The 20,562-nt window shown below is 71.8% G+C and carries 19 protein-coding genes; 10 read left to right on the top strand and 9 right to left on the bottom strand.

What is annotated here, in order from left to right; genetic code table 11:
• Positions 1-344: 344 nt before the first annotated feature.
• Positions 345-1,271, bottom strand: a complete 927-nt coding sequence (locus tag ACYQ77_RS11480) for a helix-turn-helix transcriptional regulator (protein WP_459710187.1) — start codon at positions 1,269-1,271, stop codon at positions 345-347.
• A gap of 41 nt (positions 1,272-1,312) precedes the next feature.
• Between ACYQ77_RS11480 and ACYQ77_RS11485 the strand changes: the two genes are divergently transcribed.
• Positions 1,313-3,532, top strand: a complete 2,220-nt coding sequence (locus tag ACYQ77_RS11485) for an excinuclease ABC subunit UvrA (RefSeq protein ID WP_459710189.1) — start codon at positions 1,313-1,315, stop codon at positions 3,530-3,532.
• A gap of 164 nt (positions 3,533-3,696) precedes the next feature.
• Complete coding sequence (locus tag ACYQ77_RS11490) at positions 3,697-4,299, top strand: TetR/AcrR family transcriptional regulator (protein WP_459710191.1); 603 nt, start codon at positions 3,697-3,699, stop codon at positions 4,297-4,299.
• Here ACYQ77_RS11490 and ACYQ77_RS11495 read toward each other — a convergent pair.
• Positions 4,289-5,245, bottom strand: coding sequence for a helix-turn-helix transcriptional regulator (locus ACYQ77_RS11495; RefSeq protein ID WP_459710193.1), 957 nt, complete (start codon positions 5,243-5,245; stop codon positions 4,289-4,291). The two genes, ACYQ77_RS11490 and ACYQ77_RS11495, sit on opposite strands and share 11 nt — an antisense overlap.
• Before the next feature lie 63 nt (positions 5,246-5,308).
• On the opposite strand from ACYQ77_RS11495, the gene ACYQ77_RS11500 reads away from it, so the two are divergent.
• From ACYQ77_RS11500 to ACYQ77_RS11510, 3 genes are all read left to right on the top strand, one after another.
• On the top strand, positions 5,309-6,448 hold the full coding sequence (locus ACYQ77_RS11500; protein WP_459710195.1) for an epoxide hydrolase family protein: 1,140 nt from the start codon (positions 5,309-5,311) through the stop codon (positions 6,446-6,448).
• Positions 6,449-6,462: 14 nt separating this feature from the next.
• Positions 6,463-7,560, top strand: a complete 1,098-nt coding sequence (locus tag ACYQ77_RS11505; protein WP_459710197.1) for a winged helix DNA-binding domain-containing protein — start codon at positions 6,463-6,465, stop codon at positions 7,558-7,560.
• A gap of 407 nt (positions 7,561-7,967) precedes the next feature.
• Positions 7,968-8,258, top strand: a complete 291-nt coding sequence (locus tag ACYQ77_RS11510) for a hypothetical protein (protein ID WP_459710199.1) — start codon at positions 7,968-7,970, stop codon at positions 8,256-8,258.
• Between the two features lies 1 nt (position 8,259).
• Here ACYQ77_RS11510 and ACYQ77_RS11515 read toward each other — a convergent pair whose 3' ends face one another.
• Both ACYQ77_RS11515 and ACYQ77_RS11520 read right to left on the bottom strand, forming a co-directional pair.
• Positions 8,260-9,051, bottom strand: a complete 792-nt coding sequence (locus tag ACYQ77_RS11515) for an SCO1664 family protein (RefSeq protein WP_459710200.1) — start codon at positions 9,049-9,051, stop codon at positions 8,260-8,262.
• Between the two features lie 3 nt (positions 9,052-9,054).
• The gene (locus tag ACYQ77_RS11520) at positions 9,055-9,630 is read right to left on the bottom strand and encodes a DUF3090 domain-containing protein (RefSeq protein ID WP_459710202.1); all 576 of its coding nucleotides are present in this window, start codon (positions 9,628-9,630) and stop codon (positions 9,055-9,057) included.
• Positions 9,631-9,761: 131 nt separating this feature from the next.
• Here ACYQ77_RS11520 and ACYQ77_RS11525 point away from each other — a divergent pair, with 131 nt between their 5' ends.
• Positions 9,762-11,681 carry a S9 family peptidase gene (locus tag ACYQ77_RS11525; protein ID WP_459710204.1) on the top strand — a complete coding sequence of 640 codons (1,920 nt, stop codon included), beginning with the start codon at positions 9,762-9,764 and terminating at the stop codon, positions 11,679-11,681.
• On the top strand, positions 11,678-12,598 hold the full coding sequence (locus ACYQ77_RS11530; RefSeq protein WP_459710206.1) for a S66 peptidase family protein: 921 nt from the start codon (positions 11,678-11,680) through the stop codon (positions 12,596-12,598). The genes ACYQ77_RS11525 and ACYQ77_RS11530 overlap by 4 nt, the downstream gene beginning before the upstream one ends.
• Before the next feature lie 4 nt (positions 12,599-12,602).
• Here the strand turns inward: ACYQ77_RS11530 and ACYQ77_RS11535 are convergent, their stop codons facing one another.
• Complete coding sequence (locus ACYQ77_RS11535; RefSeq protein WP_459710208.1) at positions 12,603-13,301, bottom strand: MBL fold metallo-hydrolase; 699 nt, start codon at positions 13,299-13,301, stop codon at positions 12,603-12,605.
• Between the two features lie 69 nt (positions 13,302-13,370).
• Between ACYQ77_RS11535 and ACYQ77_RS11540 the strand changes: the two genes are divergently transcribed.
• Positions 13,371-14,627, top strand: a complete 1,257-nt coding sequence (locus ACYQ77_RS11540; RefSeq protein ID WP_459710210.1) for an aminotransferase class V-fold PLP-dependent enzyme — start codon at positions 13,371-13,373, stop codon at positions 14,625-14,627.
• Here ACYQ77_RS11540 and ACYQ77_RS11545 read toward each other — a convergent pair.
• Together ACYQ77_RS11545 and ACYQ77_RS11550 are read right to left on the bottom strand one after the other, a co-directional pair.
• A complete protein-coding gene (locus ACYQ77_RS11545) occupies positions 14,617-15,393 on the bottom strand; it encodes an ArsR/SmtB family transcription factor (protein WP_459710212.1) in 777 nt (258 codons plus the stop codon). The two genes, ACYQ77_RS11540 and ACYQ77_RS11545, sit on opposite strands and share 11 nt — an antisense overlap.
• 63 nt (positions 15,394-15,456) lie before the next feature.
• Complete coding sequence (locus ACYQ77_RS11550) at positions 15,457-16,041, bottom strand: N-acetyltransferase (RefSeq protein ID WP_459710214.1); 585 nt, start codon at positions 16,039-16,041, stop codon at positions 15,457-15,459.
• 30 nt (positions 16,042-16,071) lie between these two features.
• Here ACYQ77_RS11550 and ACYQ77_RS11555 point away from each other — a divergent pair, with 30 nt between their 5' ends.
• A complete protein-coding gene (locus ACYQ77_RS11555; protein WP_459710216.1) occupies positions 16,072-16,287 on the top strand; it encodes a hypothetical protein in 216 nt (71 codons plus the stop codon).
• A 43-nt stretch (positions 16,288-16,330) separates the two neighbouring features.
• Positions 16,331-17,284 (top strand): helix-turn-helix transcriptional regulator, encoded by a 954-nt coding sequence (locus ACYQ77_RS11560; RefSeq protein WP_459710217.1) that lies wholly within the window; start codon positions 16,331-16,333, stop codon positions 17,282-17,284.
• Here ACYQ77_RS11560 and mptB (ACYQ77_RS11565) read toward each other — a convergent pair.
• Positions 17,251-18,714, bottom strand: a complete 1,464-nt coding sequence (mptB, locus tag ACYQ77_RS11565; protein ID WP_459710219.1) for a polyprenol phosphomannose-dependent alpha 1,6 mannosyltransferase MptB — start codon at positions 18,712-18,714, stop codon at positions 17,251-17,253. The genes ACYQ77_RS11560 and mptB (ACYQ77_RS11565) overlap by 34 nt on opposite strands.
• The gene (gene mptB / locus ACYQ77_RS11570; RefSeq protein ID WP_459710221.1) at positions 18,704-20,260 is read right to left on the bottom strand and encodes a polyprenol phosphomannose-dependent alpha 1,6 mannosyltransferase MptB; all 1,557 of its coding nucleotides are present in this window, start codon (positions 20,258-20,260) and stop codon (positions 18,704-18,706) included. The genes mptB (ACYQ77_RS11565) and mptB (ACYQ77_RS11570) overlap by 11 nt, the downstream gene beginning before the upstream one ends.
• Positions 20,261-20,562 lie beyond the last annotated feature (302 nt).

A 20,562-nucleotide genomic window follows, 5' to 3' on the forward strand; every position in this document is an offset into this window, starting at 1 on the left:
CCCCCTCGCCGACGAGGCCCGCTGCCAGTGACCACGGCGGCCACCGCGCCGAACGCGGCGCCGTGGTCACTGCGCACTGGTCACGCGCGCACGACCCCGGACCGCAACATTCCGGACCGCAACATTCCGGACCGCAACGCCCCCGACTGCCACGTTCCAGCCCCCACATCGCCCCGGCGAATCGCGAACCGCCCGGAACGCAAACCCCGCCCGATCCCGGGGGCCACCCGCCATGCCAGTCTACCAGGGGACCGACATTTCCTTGCCGTGCAGCGAAGTTGTGGACAACCGAGGCGGCTGTGGACAACTCGCGATCATCCACGGGGGACTGTCGGTGCCGCCCGTTACGCTGGTGATCGGGGGGCCGTGGCCCGCGCCGCCCGCGCGGCGAGGGCCTCCGTCTCCGCCACCAGTTCCGGTGGGGACGCCACCCGGTACGGCACCCCCACCGCCGCGACCACCCCCGCCAGCCACGCCCAGTCGTCCGGCGGGCTCGTGTACCGGCACCGGTCCTCGCCCGCCGACTCCAGCGCGCCCGCCTCCGCCCGCAGCCGCGGCGACACCGCCGACACCGGGGCGTCGAAGTGGATCACCGCCGCCCCACCCGCCGCCGCGGGGTGCACCATCGTGTCCGGCAGCGGGTCGCGGGGCGCGAATGTGCTGCCCGGCACCTCCACCGACGCGATACGGTCGACTCGGAACGTTCGCCAGTCCGTCCGGTCCAGGTCCCACGCCAGCAGGTACCAGTGGCGGTCCAACAAGACCTGCCGGTACGGCTCCACGTGCCGCTCCGTCTCCGCGCCCGCCCGGTTCCGGTACGTGAACCGCACGTCCCGCCGCTCGTGCGCCGCCACCGCCAGGGTGTCGACCACCGCCAGGTCCGGCGCCTGCCTCGTCACCGCGTGGGTCACCGCCGCCATCGCCCGCACCCGTCCACGCAGCCGCGGCGGCAGCACCCGCTCCAGCTTCCGCAGCGCGCCGTCGGCCGCCTCGCTCGTCTGCGCCGCCATCCGCAACCCGGCCACCGTCGCGATCGCCTCGTCGTCGGTCAGCACCAGCGGCGGCATCGCCTTGCCCGCCACCAGCCGGTAGCTGCCGCCCGGCCCGCGGGTCGACGCGACCGGGTACCCGAACTCCCGCAGCCGCTCCAGGTCGCGGCGCAGCGTGCGCGTCGTCGTGCCGAGGCGGTCCGCCAGGTCCCGCGCCGGCCACGCCCGGCCGGTCTGCAGCAGCGACAGCAACTCCAGCATGCGTGCGCTGGGCCCGTTCATGTGGACATTATGTGTCCACAACCGGCGTTAGCGTCGAGCGCATGATCACCGTCACCGGCGCCCGCGAGCACAACCTCCGCGACATCGACGTCGCCATCCCCACCGGCACGCTCACCGTCGTCACCGGTGTGTCCGGCTCCGGCAAGTCCTCGCTCGTGTTCGACACCATCGCCGCCGAGTCCCAGCGGCAGCTCAACCAGACCCACACCTCCTTCGTGCGCAACCGGCTGCCCAGCTTCGGGCGGCCAGACGTCGACGCCGTCGACAACCTGCCCGCCTCCGTCGTCGTCGACCAGCGGCGGCTCGGCGGCAACAGCCGCTCCACCGTCGGCACCGTCACCGACATCCACTCGCTCATGCGGCTGCTCTGGTCCCGCGCGGGCACCCCGCACATCGGCGAGTCCACCGCCTTCTCGTTCAACGACCCCGCAGGCATGTGCCCGCGCTGCCACGGGCTCGGCACCGTCAAGTCAATCGACCTGGAACAGCTCGTCGACCGCGACCGCTCACTCAACGAAGGCGCCATCCGCTTCCCCACCTTCGGCGTCGGCGGCTGGATGTGGCGCACCTTCACCGGCTCCGCCCTCTTCGACAACGACAAACCACTGCGCGACTTCACCGCAGACGAGTGGCAGGCCTTCCTCCACGGCGCCGACGACGCACTCGTCCAACGCCCCACCGACACCGCACCCGTGCCCAAGCAATACGAAGGACTCATCCCCCGCTTCGAACGGATCTGGCTGCCCAAGGACGTCGAGTCCCTCAAAGGCCCCACCCGCGCCGCCTACGAACGCGTCGTCACCCAGGACACCTGCCCCGACTGCAAGGGCACCCGCCTGTCCGCCGCCGCCCGCGCGGTCACCGTCGACGGCTGGTCCATCACCGACGCCGCCGCCGTCGAAGCAGAACAACTCGCCGGCATCGTCCGCGGCCTCGACACCCGCACCGCCCGGCCCGTCGCCGACGCCCTCGCCACCCAGCTCGACCGCCTCACCGCGATCGGCCTCGGCTACCTCACCATGGACCGCGCCACCAGCACGCTGTCCGGCGGCGAGTCCCAGCGCGTCAAGACCGTGCGGCACCTCGGCAGCACCCTCACCGGCCTGCTGTACGTGTTCGACGAACCCAGCGTCGGCCTCCACCCCCAGGACGTCGCCCAGCTCACCGCCATGCTGACCGCCCTGCGCGACAAGGGGAACACCGTGCTCGTCGTCGAACACGACCCCGCCGTCGTCGCCGTCGCCGACCACGTGATCGACCTCGGCCCCGGCGCGGGCCGCGACGGCGGCACCGTCCTCTACACCGGCGACGTCGCAGGCCTCGCCCGCGCCGACACCCCCACCGGAAGGCAATACGGCCGTACCCGAACCATCAAACAGCAGCCGAGGACACCCACCGGGGTCATCGAGATCCGCGGCGCCACCCGCCACAACCTCCGCGACGTCGACGTGGACCTCCCCACCGGCGTCCTGACCGTCGTCACCGGCGTCGCGGGCTCCGGCAAGAGCACCCTCGTGCACGGGTTCGTCCCCGGCGCGGTGCACGTCGACCAGCGCGCCGTACGCGGCTCCCGCCGATCCTCACCCGCCACCTACACCGGTGTGCTCGACACCATCCGCGCCCGCTTCGCCGAAGCCAACGACGTCAGCCCCGGGCTGTTCACCCCCAACGGCGAGGGCGGCTGCCCCGAATGCGGCGGCCTCGGCGTCATCTACACCGACCTCGCCTTCCTCGACCCCATGGTGTCCACCTGCGAACGCTGCGACGGCAGGCGCTTCACCGCCGAAGCGCTGCGACACACCTGCAACGGCGTCGACATCGGCCAGGTGTTCGCCATGAGCGCCCGCGAAGCACACGACCTGTTCCCCGACGACCGGCTCGCCAGGCTCGTCGACGTCGGCCTCGGCTACCTGACCCTCGGCCAGCCCCTCACCACCCTCTCCGGCGGCGAACGCCAACGCCTCAAGCTCGCCACCGAACTCGGCAAACCAAGTCAGGTGTATGTCTTCGACGAACCCACCACCGGCCTCCACCCCGCCGACGTCGACGAACTCCTCACCCTCCTCGACCGCCTCGTCGACGGCGGCGCCACCGTCATCGTCATCGAGCACGACCTCGACGTCATCAGCCGCGCCGACCACGTCGTCGACCTCGGCCCCGGACCGGGCAGGCACGGCGGCCGCGTGCTGTTCACCGGCCCACCCGCCCGGCTCGCCACCCAGGACACCCCGACCGGACGCCACCTCCGCGCCACCCGATGACCACCACCCGATGACCACCACCGACCGTTCACCGCACGCGAACACGCGGACACTGGCGCCCTCACCAGCATCGAGTACCGTGCTCGCCAACGGCACGTCACGCCCCGTGCCCACCCCGCCACGCTGCCGTGGCCACATCCCCGGGTACCACGTATTGGACAGCCATGCCCACAAAAGTCGATCACCGCGCGCGCCGGGCCACCATCGCCGAGGCGGCGTGGCGGATGTCCGCGCAGGGCGGCATCGAAGCGGTCACCATGCGGCACGTCGCCGCCGCCGCGGGCATGTCACTCGGCCAGCTCCAGCACTACTTCACCACCAAGGACGAGCTCCTCGCGCACGCCTTCGACCTGCTCGTCGACCGGGTCACCGACCGCGTCGACACCCGCGAGCACCCACCGGCCGACGAAGAGCCGGAACCCAAGGACACCGTCCGCGACGTGCTCACCGAACTGCTGCCGCTCGACCACCGGCGCCGGGTCCAAGCGCACTTCCTGCTCATGTTCCTCGCCAGGTCCGCCGTGTCCGCCGACTACGCCGCCCGCCTCCGCAAAGCACACGCCGACCTGCACGCCTTCCTCGACGACCAGCTCCGCCGCGCCCAGCGCCGCGGCACCGTCGCCCTCCACCGCGACCCCGCCCGCGAGGCACGCACCCTCCTCGCCGTGCTCGACGGCCTCACCACCCACGTCCTCGTCGGCCACCACACCCCGCACGACGCCGAACAGGCACTCGACGACCACCTCGACGCCCTCTTCAGCTGCTGAGCCCCGCCGCCCGCCCGAACAACCCCGCCAGCACCCGCACCTGCTCGACCAGCTCCGGCGGCTCCAGCACCTCGAACTCGAACCCGATCCGCGCCACGTACACCGGGAAGTCGGCCAGCGACCGCCCACCCACGTGCAACACACACGTATCCGCGTCCCGCGCCTCGATCACCCCGGACGCCGGCGACACCCGCTCCGCCGCCACCGCCGCGGGCACCCGCAACAACACCTTCCCCTGGTACCGGTACGGCGCGGTCGAGATCGCCCGCGAGACGTACGCCGCCACGTCCTCCTCCGGCGGCTCCCGCGGCGGAAACCGCCCCACCACCACCGGCTCCGACCCGATACGGTCGACCCGCAACGTCCGCCACGCCCCGGCCGACCGGTCCCAGCACAGCAGGTACCACCGCCGCCCCGTGCACGCCAACCGCACCGGCTCCACCGACCGCCGCGACGACGACCCGTCCGACCGCTCGTACTCGAACCGCAGCACGTCCCGGTCCCGGCACGCGGTCGCCAACCGCGTCAGCAACGCCGGATCCACCGTCGGCCCCCGGTGCGCCAACGACACCGTCGCCTGCCCCACCGCGTTCACCCGGTGCCGCAACCGCGCAGGCAGCACCTGCTCCAGCTTCGCCAGCGCCCGCACCGACGTCTCCTCGATACCGGTCACCGTCCCCGCCGTCCGCAACCCCACCGCGACCGCCACCGCCTCGTCGTCGTCCAGCAGCAACGGCGGCATCGCCGTCCCCGCCGCCAACCGGTAACCACCCGCCACCCCCGGCTGCGCCACCACCGGATACCCCAGGTCCCGCAACCGGTCGACGTCCCGGCGCACCGTCCGCAACGTCACCCCCAACCGCTCCGCCAGCAACGCACCCGACCAGTCCCGCCGCGCCTGCAGCAACGACAGCAGCTTCAACAACCGCGCCGACGTCTCCAACATGCACGGAATCCTCCCACCAATTGGTGACCGAACCCGTCACCATCGCCGCATAGCGTCCCCGGCATGGACATCACGCCCTTCCGCATCGCCATCCCGCAGGCCGACCTCGACGACCTGAACCGGCGCCTCGACGCCGTCCGCTGGCCCGACGAACTCCCCGGCGTCGACTGGTCCCACGGCGTCCCCCTCGCCTACCTCAAGGACCTCACCCAGTACTGGCGTACCGAATACGACTGGCGCGCCCAGGAGAAACTGCTCAACGACCTCCCCCAGTTCACCACCGAGATCGACGGCCAGAACATCCACTTCATCCACGTCCGCTCCCCCGAACCCGGCGCCCTCCCCCTGCTCCTCACCCACGGCTGGCCCGGCTCCATCGTCGAGTTCCTCGACGTCATCGGCCCCCTCACCGACCCGGCCGCCCACGACGGCGACCCCGCCGACGCCTTCCACGTCGTCATCCCCTCCCTGCCCGGCTTCGGCCTCTCCGGCCCCACCCGCGAACAGGGCTGGAACACCACCCGCATCGCCAGGGCATGGGCCGAACTCATGCACCGCCTCGGCTACGACCGCTACGCCGCACAAGGCGGCGACTTCGGCGCCCTCGTCACCCCCGACCTCGGCCGCGTCGACCCCGACCACGTCGCCGGCCTCCACGTCAACGCCGCCACCGTCGGCTTCATCCCCTTCGGCGACGTCGACCTTGACGAGCTCACCGACGTCGAACGCGCACGCCAGGCCCGCCAGAAGCACTACATGGACGACGGCAGCGCCTACTTCCAACTCCAGGCCACCCGCCCCCAGACCCTCGCCTACGCCCTCACCGACTCCCCCGTCGGCCAGCTCGCCTGGATCATCGAGAAGTTCAAGGAATGGACCCACCCCGTCGACGCACTCCCCGACACCCTCATCGACCGCGACCGCCTCATCACCAACGTCATGCTCTATTGGCTCACCGGCACCGCGGGCTCGGCCGCCCGCATCTACTACGAGAACACCCACTCCGGCGACTGGCCGTACAAGACAGACGTACCGACCGGCGTCGCCGTCTTCGCCGAGGACATCGCCATCCGCAAGTACGCCGAGCAGACCAACACCATCACCCACTGGACCGACTTCGACACCGGCGGCCACTTCGCCGCACTCGAGGTGCCGGACCTGCTGATCGCGGACGTGCGACAGTTCTTCCGCGGACTGCGCTGAGAAGGGGACGACGGGTGGGCACACTGAGCCTGCGGGCGGTCAACCGGGCAACGCTGGCGCGCCAGCACCTGCTCGCCAGGAGCGACATGCCCGCGATCGCGATGATCGAGCACCTGGTCGGCATGCAGGCCCAGGCACCCTTCCCGCCGTACACCGGCCTCTGGACCCGGCTCACCGGCTTCCACCCCGACACGCTCGCCACCGCACTCGTCGACAGGCAAGTCGTCCGTATCGTCCTGATGCGCGGCACCGTCCACCTCGTCAGCGCCGCCGACGCCTGCTTCCTCCGGCCGCTCGTCCAGCCGCTCCTCGACCGCGACCTGCGCACCAACACCCTGCACGCCCGCCACCTCACCGACCTCGACCTCGCCGAACTCGCCGAAGCCGCTCGCAAGGCACTCGCGGCACAACCCCTCACCGCCAAGGAACTCGGCGCCGCACTCGCCGAACACTGGCCCGACCGCGAACCCAGCGCGCTCGCCCACGCCGCCCGCGGCGTCCTGCCCCTCGTGCAGGTCCCGCCACGGGCGGTGTGGGGCCGCAGCGGCCTCACCAGGTACCACACCGCCGAGCACTGGCTCGACCGCGAACTCGACCCGTCACCCGACCCGAAACGCATGGTCCTGCGCTACCTCGCCACCTTCGGGCCCGCCACCGTCGCCGACGTCCAGGCCTGGTCCGGCCTGACCCGCCTCCGCGAGGTCACCGACACCCTCGACCTGCGCACCCTCACCACAGAGGACGGACGCGAACTACTCGACCTCCCCGACGCGCCCCGCCCGGACGAGGACACCCCGGCACCCGTCCGGTTCCTGCCCGAGTTCGACAACCTGCTGCTGTCCCACGTGGACCGCACCCGCGTCATGAACGACGAACACCGCAAACGGCTCTTCGGCGTCAAGAACGGCGTCTTCCCCGGCACCTTCCTCGTCGACGGCTTCCTCCGCGGGTCGTGGCGCATCGACAAGCAACGCAAGTCAGCCGTACTGACGATCACGCCATGGGCGCGGACGACCAAAAGGGACGTCGCGGCCCTCACCAAGGAGGGGCTGCGCCTGCTCGCGTTCCACGCCCCGGCGGCGGAGTCGACGGACGTGCGCATCGAGTCCTGACACAGCGACCCTTCTTGATCTTCGAACCGGCCCCTCCCCTTCCTTGCTTCTTTGTGTGGGGATGGGTGGTGACCTCGTCCAAGCGGGGCCATAAATTGGACATCTATATAGTTAATTGATGATGCCTGTACTTGAAGGGGGAGTGGCGGCAACAGAGGACTGACCTCCCCGCGTTGGATGCCCCCAGGGCTGATGAGGCGGCCACCGGCTCGCCTGCCCACCCCCTCCTCGCCCCCCCGGAGATCGCTCCGCGGCGCGTCGAGCCCTCCCCCGGCCCACGTCTCCGCGGTGGCCCATGTCCCCTTCCCCGGCTTCGTGTGATCGCGGTCTGGACGGCGGCGATCTTGACCGATAGAATCGGAAAACTATATAGGCAATAGCTGTTTGCAGCATGGAGGGTGGAGCCAGTGGAGACCGACGTCGGTGAGGTCGGGCGGTTGTTGTTCGGCCGTCCGTGTCGGCTTCGGGTGGCGTTGTGGATCCACGCCCGCGGCGCGCGGCGCTTCTACCAGTCAGAACCACCCGACGAGGTGATCCCCCAGAGCGCGGCGGGCACCGAGCTGCGCCGGTTCGTGCACCTCGGCATGCTGACCGAGCACCGCGAGGCAGGCAGCCGCCGCGTCTACTACGAGACCACCAACAGCCCGCTGTGGAGCATCATCGTGGCCGCGGCCCGGGTCATGGGCCCGCCGAAGTGAGCTAGAACGCCGGCCACGGGATCGCGCGCCAGTCAGTCCCCGGCGTGGGGAACTCGCCGGTCGACAGCAACGCCGACAGCCGCCCCCGCAACGCCTTGACCTCGGCTTTCGTCACGTGTTCCGCGAGCGCCACGGACAGGTCGTCCAGTCCGGACTCCAGCGTCTTCAGCATGTCGACGACGTCGTCCGGCAACGGCTCGCCGACCCAGCCCCACAGCACGGTGCGCAGCTTGTGCTCGGTGTGCAGGCAGATGCCGTGGTCGACGCCGTACACCTTCCCGTCCGTGCCGTGCAGCACGTGGCCGCCCTTGCGGTCGGCGTTGTTCAACACCACGTCGAGCGCCGCCAGCAGCCGCACACCCGGGTGGTCCGCGTGCGCGAGCACGGCGGGCTCGCCGAAACGGTCGTGCGCGCGCAACACCATGCGCCACCCCGGCGGCAGATCCTCCGGCGCGCACACATCGACGAGGTCGTCACCCTCCTTCGTGTCCACCCACAGCTGCACCATGCCGGGCCCGAACGGACCGGACCGCAGCACGGTCGGCGGGATCACCGACAGGCCGGCGGCCTGCGACACGAGGTAGGAACCCACCTCGCGGCCGGCGAGCGTGCCGTCCGGGAAGTCCCAGAGCGCCCGCTCGCCGCTGACCGGCTTGTACACGCAGTGGGCGACCTCGTCCCCACCGGAGATCTCGCAGTAGAGGGTGGCGTTCGAGGCGTCGACCAGGCGCCCCTCGATCTCGATCCGTCCTCGCGTGAGCAGCTCGAGGACACCCGGGTCCGACGGCAGCAATCCCTATTCCGCCTCGTCGTCCTCGGTGCGCCGGTAGCCGTTCTGCCGGGGGCACACGTGCCCGGCCGGGTCGAGCGGCTCGCCGCACAGCGGGCACGGCTTGCGGCCCGCGTTGATCACCCGGTCGGCGCGCTCGGCGAACGCCCGCGCCTCCGCCGGGGTGAGGAACACGCGGACCGCGTCCGGGCCCTCCTCGGTGTCGTCGAGCACGATCGACTCGTCGACCTCGTTCTCGGTGATCGCCAGCAGTTCGATCACGACGGCACGGGTCTCGGAGTCCCACCCGAGGCCCATCGTGCCGACGCGGAACTCCTCCTCGACCGGGACGTTGAGCGGGTCGGCGTCGACGAGCTCGTCCGGCGTCTCGTCGGGCAGGTCCGCGCCGAACCGGCGGTGGACCTCCTCGAGGAGCGAGCCGATGCGCTCGGCGAGCACCGCCATCTGCTGCTTTTCCAGCGCGACGGACACCGTGCGGGCGCTCTCCGAGGCCTGCAGGTAGAACGTGCGGTCGCCGGGTTGGCCGACCGTGCCCGCGACGAACCGATCGGGCTGGCGGAAGACGTGAATTACTCGAGCCATGGCACCTCCGACCCTACGGCAAACGCCGCGTTCGAGCAGGTCTGTTCCCACCCCGACACGCTGGCCGGCGCAACCGTATCGAAGCCGCCCGGACCCACCACCGACCCGATCCCCCGGTTAGGGTCTCCGGCGTGGTGAAGATCGCGCAGTTCGGTAGCTGGGAGTCGCCCCTCACGGCGGAGACGGTGGCCACGTCGGGCGTCACGCCCAAGTGGGTCGACGTCCACGACGGTGTCGTGTGGTGGGCGGAGGGGAGGCCCTCCGAGGAGGGCCGCGTCGCGCTGATGCGCGAGGGACCGGACGGGACGCCGGTCGAGGTGCTGGCCGCGCCGTGGAACGTGCGGAACCGCGTGCACGAGTACGGCGGGCGGCCGTGGACGGTCATCGGCGACACCGTGGTGTTCACGAACTGGGCCGACCAGCGGATCTACGCCTATGACGGGTCAGGTGACCCGCGTCCGCTGACGCCGGAGCCCGCCCGCAGGCACGGTCTGCGGTACGCCGACCTCTCCCCCGGCCATGGCGGTATGTCCGTACTGTGCGTGCGCGAGACGATCACCGGGGACCGGCCGACCGACGTCACCCGCGACCTCGTCGAGGTCCCGCTCGACGGCTCCGGCCCGCGCTCGCTGGCCGCCAGCCACCACTTCATGAGCGGTCCCCGGGTGTCCCCGGACGGCACGCGCCTGGCATGGATCGGGTGGGACCACCCGAACATGCCGTGGGACGGCGCCGAGCTGTGCGTCGCGGAAACCGGTCAACCGCACCGCGTCCTCGCAGGCGGGCCGAGGGAGAGCGTGTGCCAGGCGGAGTGGGAGTCGGCCGACTCGCTGCTCGTGCTCACCGACCCGGACGGCTGGTGGAACCTGTTCCGCGTCGGTCTCGACGGCAGCTCGGTCAACCTCGCGCCCTGCGCCGAGGAGATCGGCGGGCCGCTGTGGGTCCTCGGCTGCCGCTGGTTCGCGCCGCTGGGCGGCGGCCGGTACGCCGTGCTGCGCTCGGACCGCCTCGCCGTGCTCGACGAGCGCAGCGGCACCGTCACCGACGTCGCCACCGACCTGACCGCCTGGTCGTCGGACTTGCGGGTCCACGACGGCGTGGTCGTGTCGGCGGCGGGCAGCCCGCAGCGGGAGGCCGCGGTGGTGCGGCTCGACCTCGGCACCGGCGTCGAGACCGTCGTGTCGGCGCAGCGGGAGGACGATCCGGACGACGCGTACCTGCCCGTCCCGGAGCACCGGGTCTTCACCAGCAAGGACGGCCGGGAGATCCCGGCGTACGTGTACCAGCCGCGCAACCCGGACTTCGCGGGCGAGGACGGCACCGCGCCGCCACTGCTCGTGCACGTCCACGGCGGGCCGACCGGCAAGGTCACCGACGTGCTCAAGCGCGACCTGGCGTACTTCACCAGCCGCGGCTTCGCGGTGGTCGCGGTGAACTACGGCGGTTCCTCGGGCTACGGGCGGGCGTTCCGCGAGTCGCTGAACGAGCAGTGGGGCGTCGTCGACGTGGAGGACTGCGCGACGGTCGCCGCCACGCTCGCCGCGGAGGGCGTCGTGGACGGCACCCGGCTCGCCGTGCGCGGCGGCAGCGCGGGCGGGTGGACCGCCGCGGCGTCGATGACGTCGGTGTCCACCTACGCGTGCGCCACGATCATGTACCCGATCCTCGACCTCACCGGCTGGACCCAGGCCGGTGGCGAGACACATGACTTCGAATCCCGCTACATCGAGGGCCTGGTCGGCACGCTGCCGGAGCACGCGGACCGGTACGCGGAGCGGTCGCCGTGCAACCACGTCGACCGGCTCGCCGGCCCGGTGCTGTTGCTGCAGGGACTCGAGGACGAGGTGTGCCCGCCGGAGCAGGCGGACCGGTTCGTCGCGAGCCTCGACGGGACCGGGCTGCCGCACGCGTACCTGACGTTCGAGGGCGAGCAGCACGGGTTCCGCCGCGCGTCGACGGTGGTCGCGGCGCTCGAGGCGGAACTGTCCTTCTACGGCCAGGTGTTCGGGTTCACCCCGCCCGGCGTGCCGGTGCTGGAGCTGAAGTCGTGACCCGGACCCGGCCCGGGCGGCTGCGTGCGGGCGACAAGGTCCGCCTCGTCGCGCCGGCCGGGCCGGTCGACGAGGCGCTGCTCGCACGCGGGGTGTCGATCCTGGAGAGCTGGGGGCTGGTCGTCGAGGTCGCCGAGCACGTGCTCGACCGGCACCCGTCGCTGCCGTACCTGGCCGGGCGGGACGTGCACCGCGCCGCCGACCTGCAGGCGGCGTGGTGCGACCCGTCGGTCGACGCGGTCGTGTGCGCGCGGGGCGGCTACGGGACGATGCGGATGGTGGACCTGCTCGACTGGGACGCGATGGCGCAGGCCGGGCCCAAGCTGTTCACCGGGTCCAGCGACGTCACCGCGCTGCACCAGGCGATCGGCGCGCAGCTGCACGTGGTGACGTTGTTCGCGCCGCTGATCGCGAGCGAGGTGTCCTTCGACGCCGGCGGGCAGAAGCACTTCCGGCAGACGCTGTTCGAGCCGGAGTCGGTGCTGACGCTCGCGGGCCCGAACTCGGTGTCGCTGAACGACGGTGTCGCGTCGGGGATGCTCGTCGGCGGCAACCTGTCGCTGCTGTCGTCGGGCGTCGGCGCCGGTGGCGAGTTCGTGCCACCGGACGGGTCGATCGCGGTGCTCGAGGACGTCAACGAGGAGCCGTACCAGGTCGACCGCATGCTCACGCAGCTCCTGCGGTCGGGCTGGTTCACCGGTGTGTCGGGCATCGTGCTGGGGTCGTGGACCGGGTGCGGTCCGCCGGACGAGGTCCTGGCCGTCGCGTCGGACCTCCTCGTGGGGCTGGGCGTGCCGGTCGTGTGGGAGATGGGTTTCGGGCACTGCGCCGACCAGCTCACGATCCCGCTGGGCGTGCGGGCCACGCTCGACGGGGACCTGTGCACGCTGACGCTGGACGAGCCCGCGCTGCGCTGAGCAGTCAGCCGAGTGCCGCGCGCATGGCGGCGCCCGCACCACCCACCACCGACGTGCCGTGGCCGACGCACACGGTGTCCGGGTCGAGGTCTGCCAGCATGCGGTACGACGCGAGCATCGCGTCGCGGTCGACGTTGAAGGCACCGGGGATCACGCCGGTCTCCGGCAGGCACGCGACGGTGTCGCCCGCGAACAGGACGTTGTGTTCGGTCAGGTGTATCGCGATGCTGCCCGCGGTGTGGCCGGGGATCGCCAGGACACGGGCGCCGTCGCCGAAGGGCAGTTCCTCGCCACCGGTCAGCTCGACGTCCACTGTGGACGGCGGGATGGTCATGGCGGTGATCCCCAGCTCCGTCACCCGTTCCCAATACGGGCGTTCGAAGTCGGTGATCACCGGCTCCGCGCGCGGGCGTTCGCCGCGCACCACGGGCGCGTCGGCGGTGTGGGCGTACACGGCCGCCCCGTCCCACGCCCGGATCTCGGCGGCCGAGCCGGCGTGGTCCTCGTGCCCGTGCGTGATCACGATCCGGCGGATCGCCGTGCGCGGCAGGCCCAGCGACTCGACCGCGGCCGCGATCGCCGGGCCGCTGCCGGAGATCCCGGTGTCGACCAGTGTCAGCTCGTCGTCGTCGCGCCACAGGTACGCCTGACCGAACTCGAGGTCGACCTGGTGCAGGCGCGGGAGCAGCCGGGTGATCTCCATGCGCCACAACCTAGGTCAGGTGACCCGATACCCGGCATCCGTTTCGCTGTCGGCGCATACCATGCTCCGATGGACGAACTGGGGCGTCGCGCCGTTCTCACCGCAGGTCTCGCAACCGCGCTCGCCGCCTGCACCACCACCGGGCAGGCACCACCCGCGCCCGCGCGGTTCGACCCGGCGGACTGGGACGACGTCCGCGCGCTGTTCCCCCTCGACCCGGACCTCGTGCACACCGCCGCGTTCGTCCTCGCCGCGCACCCGAAGCCGGTGGCCGAGGCGATCGAGCGGCACCGCGCGGGGCTCGACACCGACACCGAGGCCTACCTGCACAGCCACGGCACCGCCGAGGCGGAGCTCCGCAAGACCGCCGCGGCCTACCTCGGCGGCACCCCCGACCAGGTCGCGTTCACCGACAGCACCACGTTGGGACTGGGTGTCCTGTACTCGGGCATGCGACTGCGTGCCGGGCAGGACGTCGTCACCAGCACCCACGACTTCGCCGCCCACCACGCCGCGCTCGACCTCATGGCCCGCCGCACCGGCGCGACGGTCCGCAAGGTCCCGCTCTACGACGACCCGCGCACCGCCACCGCCGCCGACGTCGTGGCCCGGCTGCGGAACGCGATCACCGCGCACACCCGCGTCGTCGCGATCACGTGGGTGCATTCCAGTACCGGTGTACGGCTTCCCGTGCCCGCCATCGCCGCGATGCTCGCCGACGTCAACGCCCGGCGGGCGCCCGAGGACCGGGCCCTGCTGTGCGTCGACGGGGTGCACGGGTTCGGCGCCGTCGACATCGCGGTCGCGGACCTCGGCTGCGACTTCTTCTCCTCCGGCACCCACAAGTGGCTGTTCGGCCCGAGGGGCACCGGGGTCCTGTGGGGCCGGGCCTGGGAGGCGCTGGACCAGCACATCCCCACGTTCTCCGAGGGCCCCTCCCCCGGCGCCCGGTTCACGCCCGGCGGCTACCACTCGTTCGAACACCGCTGGGCGCTGAAGGAGGCGTTCGAGCTGCACGCGCGGATCGGCCGCGGCCGGATCGCCGAGCGCATCGCAGTACAGGCGACCCGGCTCAAGGAGGGCCTGGCGGAGATCCCGTCGATCACGTTGATCACGCCGGACGACCCGGAGATGTCCGCGGGCATCGTGTGCTGCGAGGTCGACGGCATGGACGCCTTCAACGCGGTCGTGGCGCTGCGGCAGGCCGGGGTCGTCGCGAGCGTCACGCCCTACGCACAGCAGTACCTGCGGTTCGGGCCGAGCATCGTGACCACGCCGGAACAGGTGGACAAGGTGGTGGCCGCGGCCAGCGCGCTCAGGCGGTAGGCAGCACGTCGCCGGTCTCCAGCAGCGACTTCAGGCTGGAGACGATCGCGGGCCAGCCCTCGCGGACACCGGACAGCGTGCGCTCGCCACCCTCGTGCACGACGGTCAGCTTCACCACCGCGCCCTGCTGCTCGAGCGTGAAGGTCACCGTGGAGCGGGCTTCGGCGGCCAGCGCCGCGCGGTCCTCCTCGGTGACGCCGACGCCCTCAGCCCACTCGGGGGTGTACGTGTGCCAGGTGTAGGCAAGTCGGGTGTACGGGTTCGATTCGAGCACGACCTGCTCGGGGTCCTCGATGCGGTGGCCGTTCTCGGTCCACGTCATGCGGGCGCCCTTGGCCCAGTCGGTCTCGAACGCGACGCCCCAGTACCGCGTGGTGAACGCGGGGTCGGTGAGCGCCTGCCACAGGCGCTCGGGCGTGGTGTTGATGTAGGTGGTGTAGACGAACTCCGGTGTGCTCACGGGGTGCTCCAACGCGGTCTTGAGGTCGGCGAGCGCCTGGACGCGCCGACGGTCGTACTGGGTGATCCAGCGGTCGGCGATGGCGTTGATCGGCTCCGCGTTGACGTAGTGCAGCTTCTCCCGGCCACGCCACACCGTGCTGACGAGGTTGGCGGCCTCGAGCACGGCGAGGTGCTTGCTGACCGACTGGCGCGCCATGTCCAGACCCGCGCACAGCTCGCGCAGTGTCTGGCCGTTGCGGTCGTTGAGCCGGTCGAGCAGCGCGCGGCGGCTCGGGTCGGCGAGTGCCTTGAAGACGTCGTCCATCCACGGTTCCGTTCAACATGCAGCCATCTGGCTGCATAATTTAGGCAGCCGAACAGCTGCAGGTCAAGCGATGATCACCTCACTGCCCACCGGCACGAAGCCCTCGCTCAGGAACGCGCGCAGCGACCGGGCGTTGCCCGGCGCCACCGCCGCGAACACCGGCTCCCCCGCCGCCACCAGCCCCAGCGCCTCCCGGATGAGCGCCCGCCCGGTGCCCGGGACGTCCGCCTCGACCGACATCTCCGTACGCCCCGCCAGCCCGACGGCCACCGTCACCAGGCCCCGCTCGTCGCCATACACCCGTACTTCGTCCCGCAGCGCACGCGCGTGCCGCACCCGGGGGTGGTCGTCGAGATCCACCCGCGCGGGCAGCACCCCACCGCCGGCCCCCGTCGCCACCAACGTCACGTCGAGCGTCCCGACCTCCCGCTCCCCCGCCAGGTACCGCAACACCTCCGGCCGCAGCGCCGACCCGAACCCGTCCAGCCCCGGCACCCTGCGCCCGGTCGCCAGGTACACCCGTCCGGTCAGCGACACCACGGCCGACGCACCACGCGCGAGCGGCGGCAGGTACACCGCCCTGCCGTCGGCGGGCGGGAACTCCCCGAGCGCCGCCGACCGCAACACCCCCAGCAGCGGATGACTCACGTCGAACCTCCCCCTCGATATGCTGTCGCGATGATGGACAGCGCCGCGACCCCGCCCAGGACGGTGTGCCACGGCTGCAGGCAGATCACCCAGTACCGCGCCGAGGACGGCGACGTGCGCCCCATGATCCTGCCCGGCTCCGGCGTGGTCTTCGCCGACAAGGCACCCGGCATCGTGGTCGAACTGCCGTGCCCCGTCTGCGACGAGGACCCCGGCTGGGACCACGCGTTCCTCGTCCCCGTCTGATCGCGGAACGGACCTTTCCGCGACGCCTGGCAGACTCCCCGCCATGCTCGACACCTCGGCCAGGCTCCTGCGCGTTCTGTCGCTGCTGCAGGCACGCCGGGACTGGACCGGGCCCGCCCTGGCCGAGCGGCTCGGCGTCACCACCAGGACCATCCGCAACGACGTCGAGCGGCTGCGCGCACTCGGCTACCCGGTGCACGCCACCCCCGGCGTCGCGGGCGGCTACCGCCTCGGCGCCGGGGCCGCCATGCCACCGCTGCTGCTCGACGACGAGGAGGCGGTCGCCGTCGCGGTCGGGCTGCGCACCGCCAACACCGTCACCGGGATCGAGGAGACGTCCGTCCGGGCGCTCGCCAAGCTCGAACAGGTGCTGCCCGCCCGCCTCCGGCACCGGGTCACGGCGTTGCAGCAGGCGACCGTGCCGGTCCCCGGCACACAACCCCGGGTCGGCGCCGAGGTGCTCACCACCCTCGCCGCCGTCTGCCGCGACCACGAACGCCTCCGGTTCGATTACGAGAACCACGACGGCGGCGCGTCCCGCAGGACCGTCGAACCCCACCGCCTCGCGCACGCCCGCGGCCGCTGGTACCTCGTCGCCTACGACCTCGACCGCGCCGACTGGCGCACGTTCCGGGTCGACCGTATGGCACCGAAGATCCCGACCGGGCCGCGGTTCACGCCCCGTGAACCACCCGAGGACGTCGCCACCTTCGTCGCACGCAACCTCGGCACCGCGACCTGGCGCTACCGGGCCACCGTCACCGTGCACGCCCGCGCCGAGGACCTCCTCGAACGCCTGCCACCCGGCGTCGACGTCGTCGAGGCCGAGGGCGACGTCTGCCGGATCGCCGTCGGCTCCGACACCCCCGCCATGCTCGCCGTCTACATCGGACTGCTCGACGCCGACTTCGACGTCACCGAACCACCGGAACTGGTGGCGGAACTGGCCAAGCTCGCCGACCGCTACGCCCGTGCGGTCGGCCGCACGAGCGCGTGACCGGCCCACGCCGACAACGCGATCGCCGCCACCATCAGCGGCCACTCGTACAGCAGCTGCTCCCCCGCCGCCGAGTACGGCGCCACCATGAACACCGACACGCCCGCCGCCACCGCGAGCCACTTCGGCCGCCACGGCACCGCGGCGCCCAGCGCGAGCGCCCACGTCAGGTACCACGGCAGCAGCGTCGCCGACAGCACGGCCACGAGCAGCAACGCGATCGCGGCCCGCCGCACCGCGGCCACTCCCCCGTCCCGCGCGAGCCACCACTGCCGCACCACCAGCACCACCAGCGCGGCGAGCCCGAGCAACCGGGTGACCGTGACGAACGGGTCCCGCGACACGTCGACGAAGATGCCGACCACGCCGTGCACCAGCTCACCGAGCGCCGTCGGCGGCGACAGCCAGTTCACCAGCCGCGACGAGGCGTTCACCTGCGTCAGCCACCCGAGATCCACCCAGGCCGCCACCGACACGACCGCGAACACCGCCACGAACACGCCCACCGAACACGCCGTGGCCCGCACGAAGTTCCGCCACCGCGTCGACTCCAGCCGCGCCGCCCACACCCACACCAGGAACGGCAACGCGATCCCCGCACTCGCCTTCACCGCCACGCCCAGCGTGACGACCGCGATGCCCAGCGCGTGCCTGCGGTCCAGCACCAGCAGCGTGCCCGCCGCGAGGAACCCGATCATCAGCAGGTCGTTGTGCGGCCCGCCGACCAGGTGCACCACCGTGAGCGGACCCGCCAGCAGCAGCCACGCGGCGACCGGCAGCCGTCCCCCGAGGTGCCGGACGAGCCCGGGCAGCGCCCACACCAGCAACGCGAGCCCCGCGACCTCGAGCAGCCGCGTGACGAGGATGCCCGCATACACGTGCGAGCCGACCAGCCACACCGTGCCCTTCGCGAGCAGGATGAACAGCGGCCCGTACGGCGCCGGCGTGCCCTGCCAGAACGGGTGGACGTTGTTCAGCAGCTCCGACCCGTGCCCGAGCACCGTCGGCGGCACCGTGAACGGGTCGTGCCCCGCCAGCGCCACCGCGCCCTGCGCGAGGTAGGAGAACACGTCGCGGGTGAACAATGCGGGCGCGAACAGCACCGGCACGGTCCAGCACGCCGCGGCCACCAGCACCGACCTGGTGCGTACGCGGTCGGCCAGCACCAGACGGCCGAGACGGATCCACGCCCACACCAGCAACCCGTAGCCCAGATAGGTCACCAGTTCGGCCAGCATGTGCCCGTGGCCGTAGTTCAACCAGTCAAGTGACCCGCCAAGGAACGGTTGCCGCACCGAGCCGGCCGCCGACGCGAAGCTCGCGAGCACCAGGACCACGCTGCCGACCGTGCCGAGCACGATCGTGCCCCTCGGGTGGACCGGGGCAGCGGGTACCGGGTCGGCCGTCTTGTCGGCCGTGTCAGCGCTCAACGCTCGCCCCGCGCGGCAGGAACGGCTCGCGTGCGGGGAAGAGGTTCAGCGGGTCACGGCGCAGCAGCGACAGCCCGGCCAGGATCGAGATGCCGGCGGCCACCGCCATGAACAGCCAGTCGTACAGCAGGTCGTCGCCCGCCGGGGTGTACGTCAGCACGTAGAACACGTTGAACGCCACCAGCACGGCCAGCTGGCGACGCTCCCAGCGCAGCGCGGCGGCGAGCACGAAGCCCCACACCAGGTACCACGGCAGCGTCGCGGGCGACAGCACGGCGAACGCGAACAGCGCGATCGCGGCCCGCCGGATGGCGTCCGGGCCGCCGTCGCGGGCGAGCCACCACTGCCGGACCAGGATCCACACCAGCAGGATCCCGCCCACGACCCGCATCAGGCTGACGAACCACACCTTCGGTGCGTCGACGAACACGCCCACCAGCCCGTGCAGGATCTCCCCCGCGCCGGTCGGGATGGACAGCCAGTTCACGATCGCCGTCGGCGCGTCGAGCGCGGTGATCCAGCCGAGGTTCACGCCGGACACGAAGGTCGCGGCCGCGAACGTCACCACGAAGATGCCGACCGACGCGGCGCACGCACGCGTGAAGTTGCGCCAGCGCGTGGACTCCAGGTGCCCTGCCCACACCCACACCAGGAACGGCAACGCCACACCCGCGGTCGCCTTCACCGCGACGGCGAGCGTCACCACCACCATGCCCAGCACGTGTCTGCGGTCGAGCACCAGCACCGTGCCGACGGCGAGCAACCCCACCATCAGGACGTCGTTGTGCGGCCCGCCGACCAGGTGCACGACCGTCATCGGCCCGGCGACCGCGAGCCACAGCGCCACCGGGAGCTTCCCGCCGAGGTGGCGCACCAGCCCCGGCATGGCCACCACCATCAGCGCGACGCCGACGACGAGCCCGAGCTTCATCAGCACGACGCCGGCGATCATGTTCGTGCCCGCGATCGAGATGACGCCCTTGGCCAGCAGGATGAACAGCGGCCCGTACGGCGCGGGCGTGGCCTGCCAGAACGAGTCGACGTTGTCCACCACCGGGTCGACGTCGAGGATGCCGGGGCCCACCGAGTAGGGGTCGTAGCCGTGCAGCGGCAGCGTGCCGTACGCGATGTAGAGGTAGGCGTCGCGGGAGAACACCGGCGGCGAGAACAGCATCGGGATCGTCCAGCACACCGCGGCGATCAGCACCGGCCGCGCGCCGACCCGGCCCGCGAGCACGTGGCGGCCGAGCAGCACCCACGCCCACACCACGAGCGCGAACCCGGTGTACAGCACCAGGGTCGCGAGGATGCGGCCGTGGCCGTAGCGGATCCACGACAGCGGACCGCGGCCGATCATCGGGTCCTGCGCGAGGATCGCGCCGGCACCGAGCGCGCTCACGAGGATCAGCAGGCTCCCGATGGTGCCGAGCGCGATGGTGCGCACCGGGAGCGCGGGCACGCGCCGTACCGGTGTCGGCACTGGGGTCGCGTCTTCTACGGTGCTCACTGCGGGGGGCACCCCGTGGGCGTCGGTGGTGGTTGACATGGCGGTCTGAGATTACACAGGCCGGTTGGTCCGTTCGTCGGAACGGTGGCGTTTCACCCGACGAGGCGTGCCGGGTACGACACCAGGGGTAGTGATCTTGATGCCCCTCTCCCCCTCTTTGCCGTTCGTGGACGCGCGGCGGCGTCCTCCGGTGGCCACCATCGGCCCGGTAATATCGGACATCAATATATTTAATAGAAGATTGTAATGTGGGGAGGCGGCGAAGCGGCTGGATCCGGGTTGACCACCCCGGCCTTCGCGTTCGCCGCGACGACGATCCCCCGTCGGAGGCATCGAGCGAC

It is taken from the genome of Actinophytocola sp. KF-1 (genome assembly GCF_054661535.1).

Coding starts and splice junctions, on each gene's coding strand:
- ACYQ77_RS11480 (WP_459710187.1), bottom strand. CDS start 1,271: ATGAACGGGCCCAGCGCACGCATGCTGGAGTTGCTGTCGCTGCTGCAG.
- ACYQ77_RS11485 (WP_459710189.1), top strand. CDS start 1,313: ATGATCACCGTCACCGGCGCCCGCGAGCACAACCTCCGCGACATCGAC.
- ACYQ77_RS11490 (WP_459710191.1), top strand. CDS start 3,697: ATGCCCACAAAAGTCGATCACCGCGCGCGCCGGGCCACCATCGCCGAG.
- ACYQ77_RS11495 (WP_459710193.1), bottom strand. CDS start 5,245: ATGTTGGAGACGTCGGCGCGGTTGTTGAAGCTGCTGTCGTTGCTGCAG.
- ACYQ77_RS11500 (WP_459710195.1), top strand. CDS start 5,309: ATGGACATCACGCCCTTCCGCATCGCCATCCCGCAGGCCGACCTCGAC.
- ACYQ77_RS11520 (WP_459710202.1), bottom strand. CDS start 9,630: ATGGCTCGAGTAATTCACGTCTTCCGCCAGCCCGATCGGTTCGTCGCG.
- ACYQ77_RS11535 (WP_459710208.1), bottom strand. CDS start 13,301: ATGGAGATCACCCGGCTGCTCCCGCGCCTGCACCAGGTCGACCTCGAG.
- ACYQ77_RS11540 (WP_459710210.1), top strand. CDS start 13,371: ATGGACGAACTGGGGCGTCGCGCCGTTCTCACCGCAGGTCTCGCAACC.
- ACYQ77_RS11545 (WP_459710212.1), bottom strand. CDS start 15,393: ATGGACGACGTCTTCAAGGCACTCGCCGACCCGAGCCGCCGCGCGCTG.
- ACYQ77_RS11555 (WP_459710216.1), top strand. CDS start 16,072: ATGATGGACAGCGCCGCGACCCCGCCCAGGACGGTGTGCCACGGCTGC.
- ACYQ77_RS11560 (WP_459710217.1), top strand. CDS start 16,331: ATGCTCGACACCTCGGCCAGGCTCCTGCGCGTTCTGTCGCTGCTGCAG.
- mptB (WP_459710221.1), bottom strand. CDS start 20,260: ATGTCAACCACCACCGACGCCCACGGGGTGCCCCCCGCAGTGAGCACC.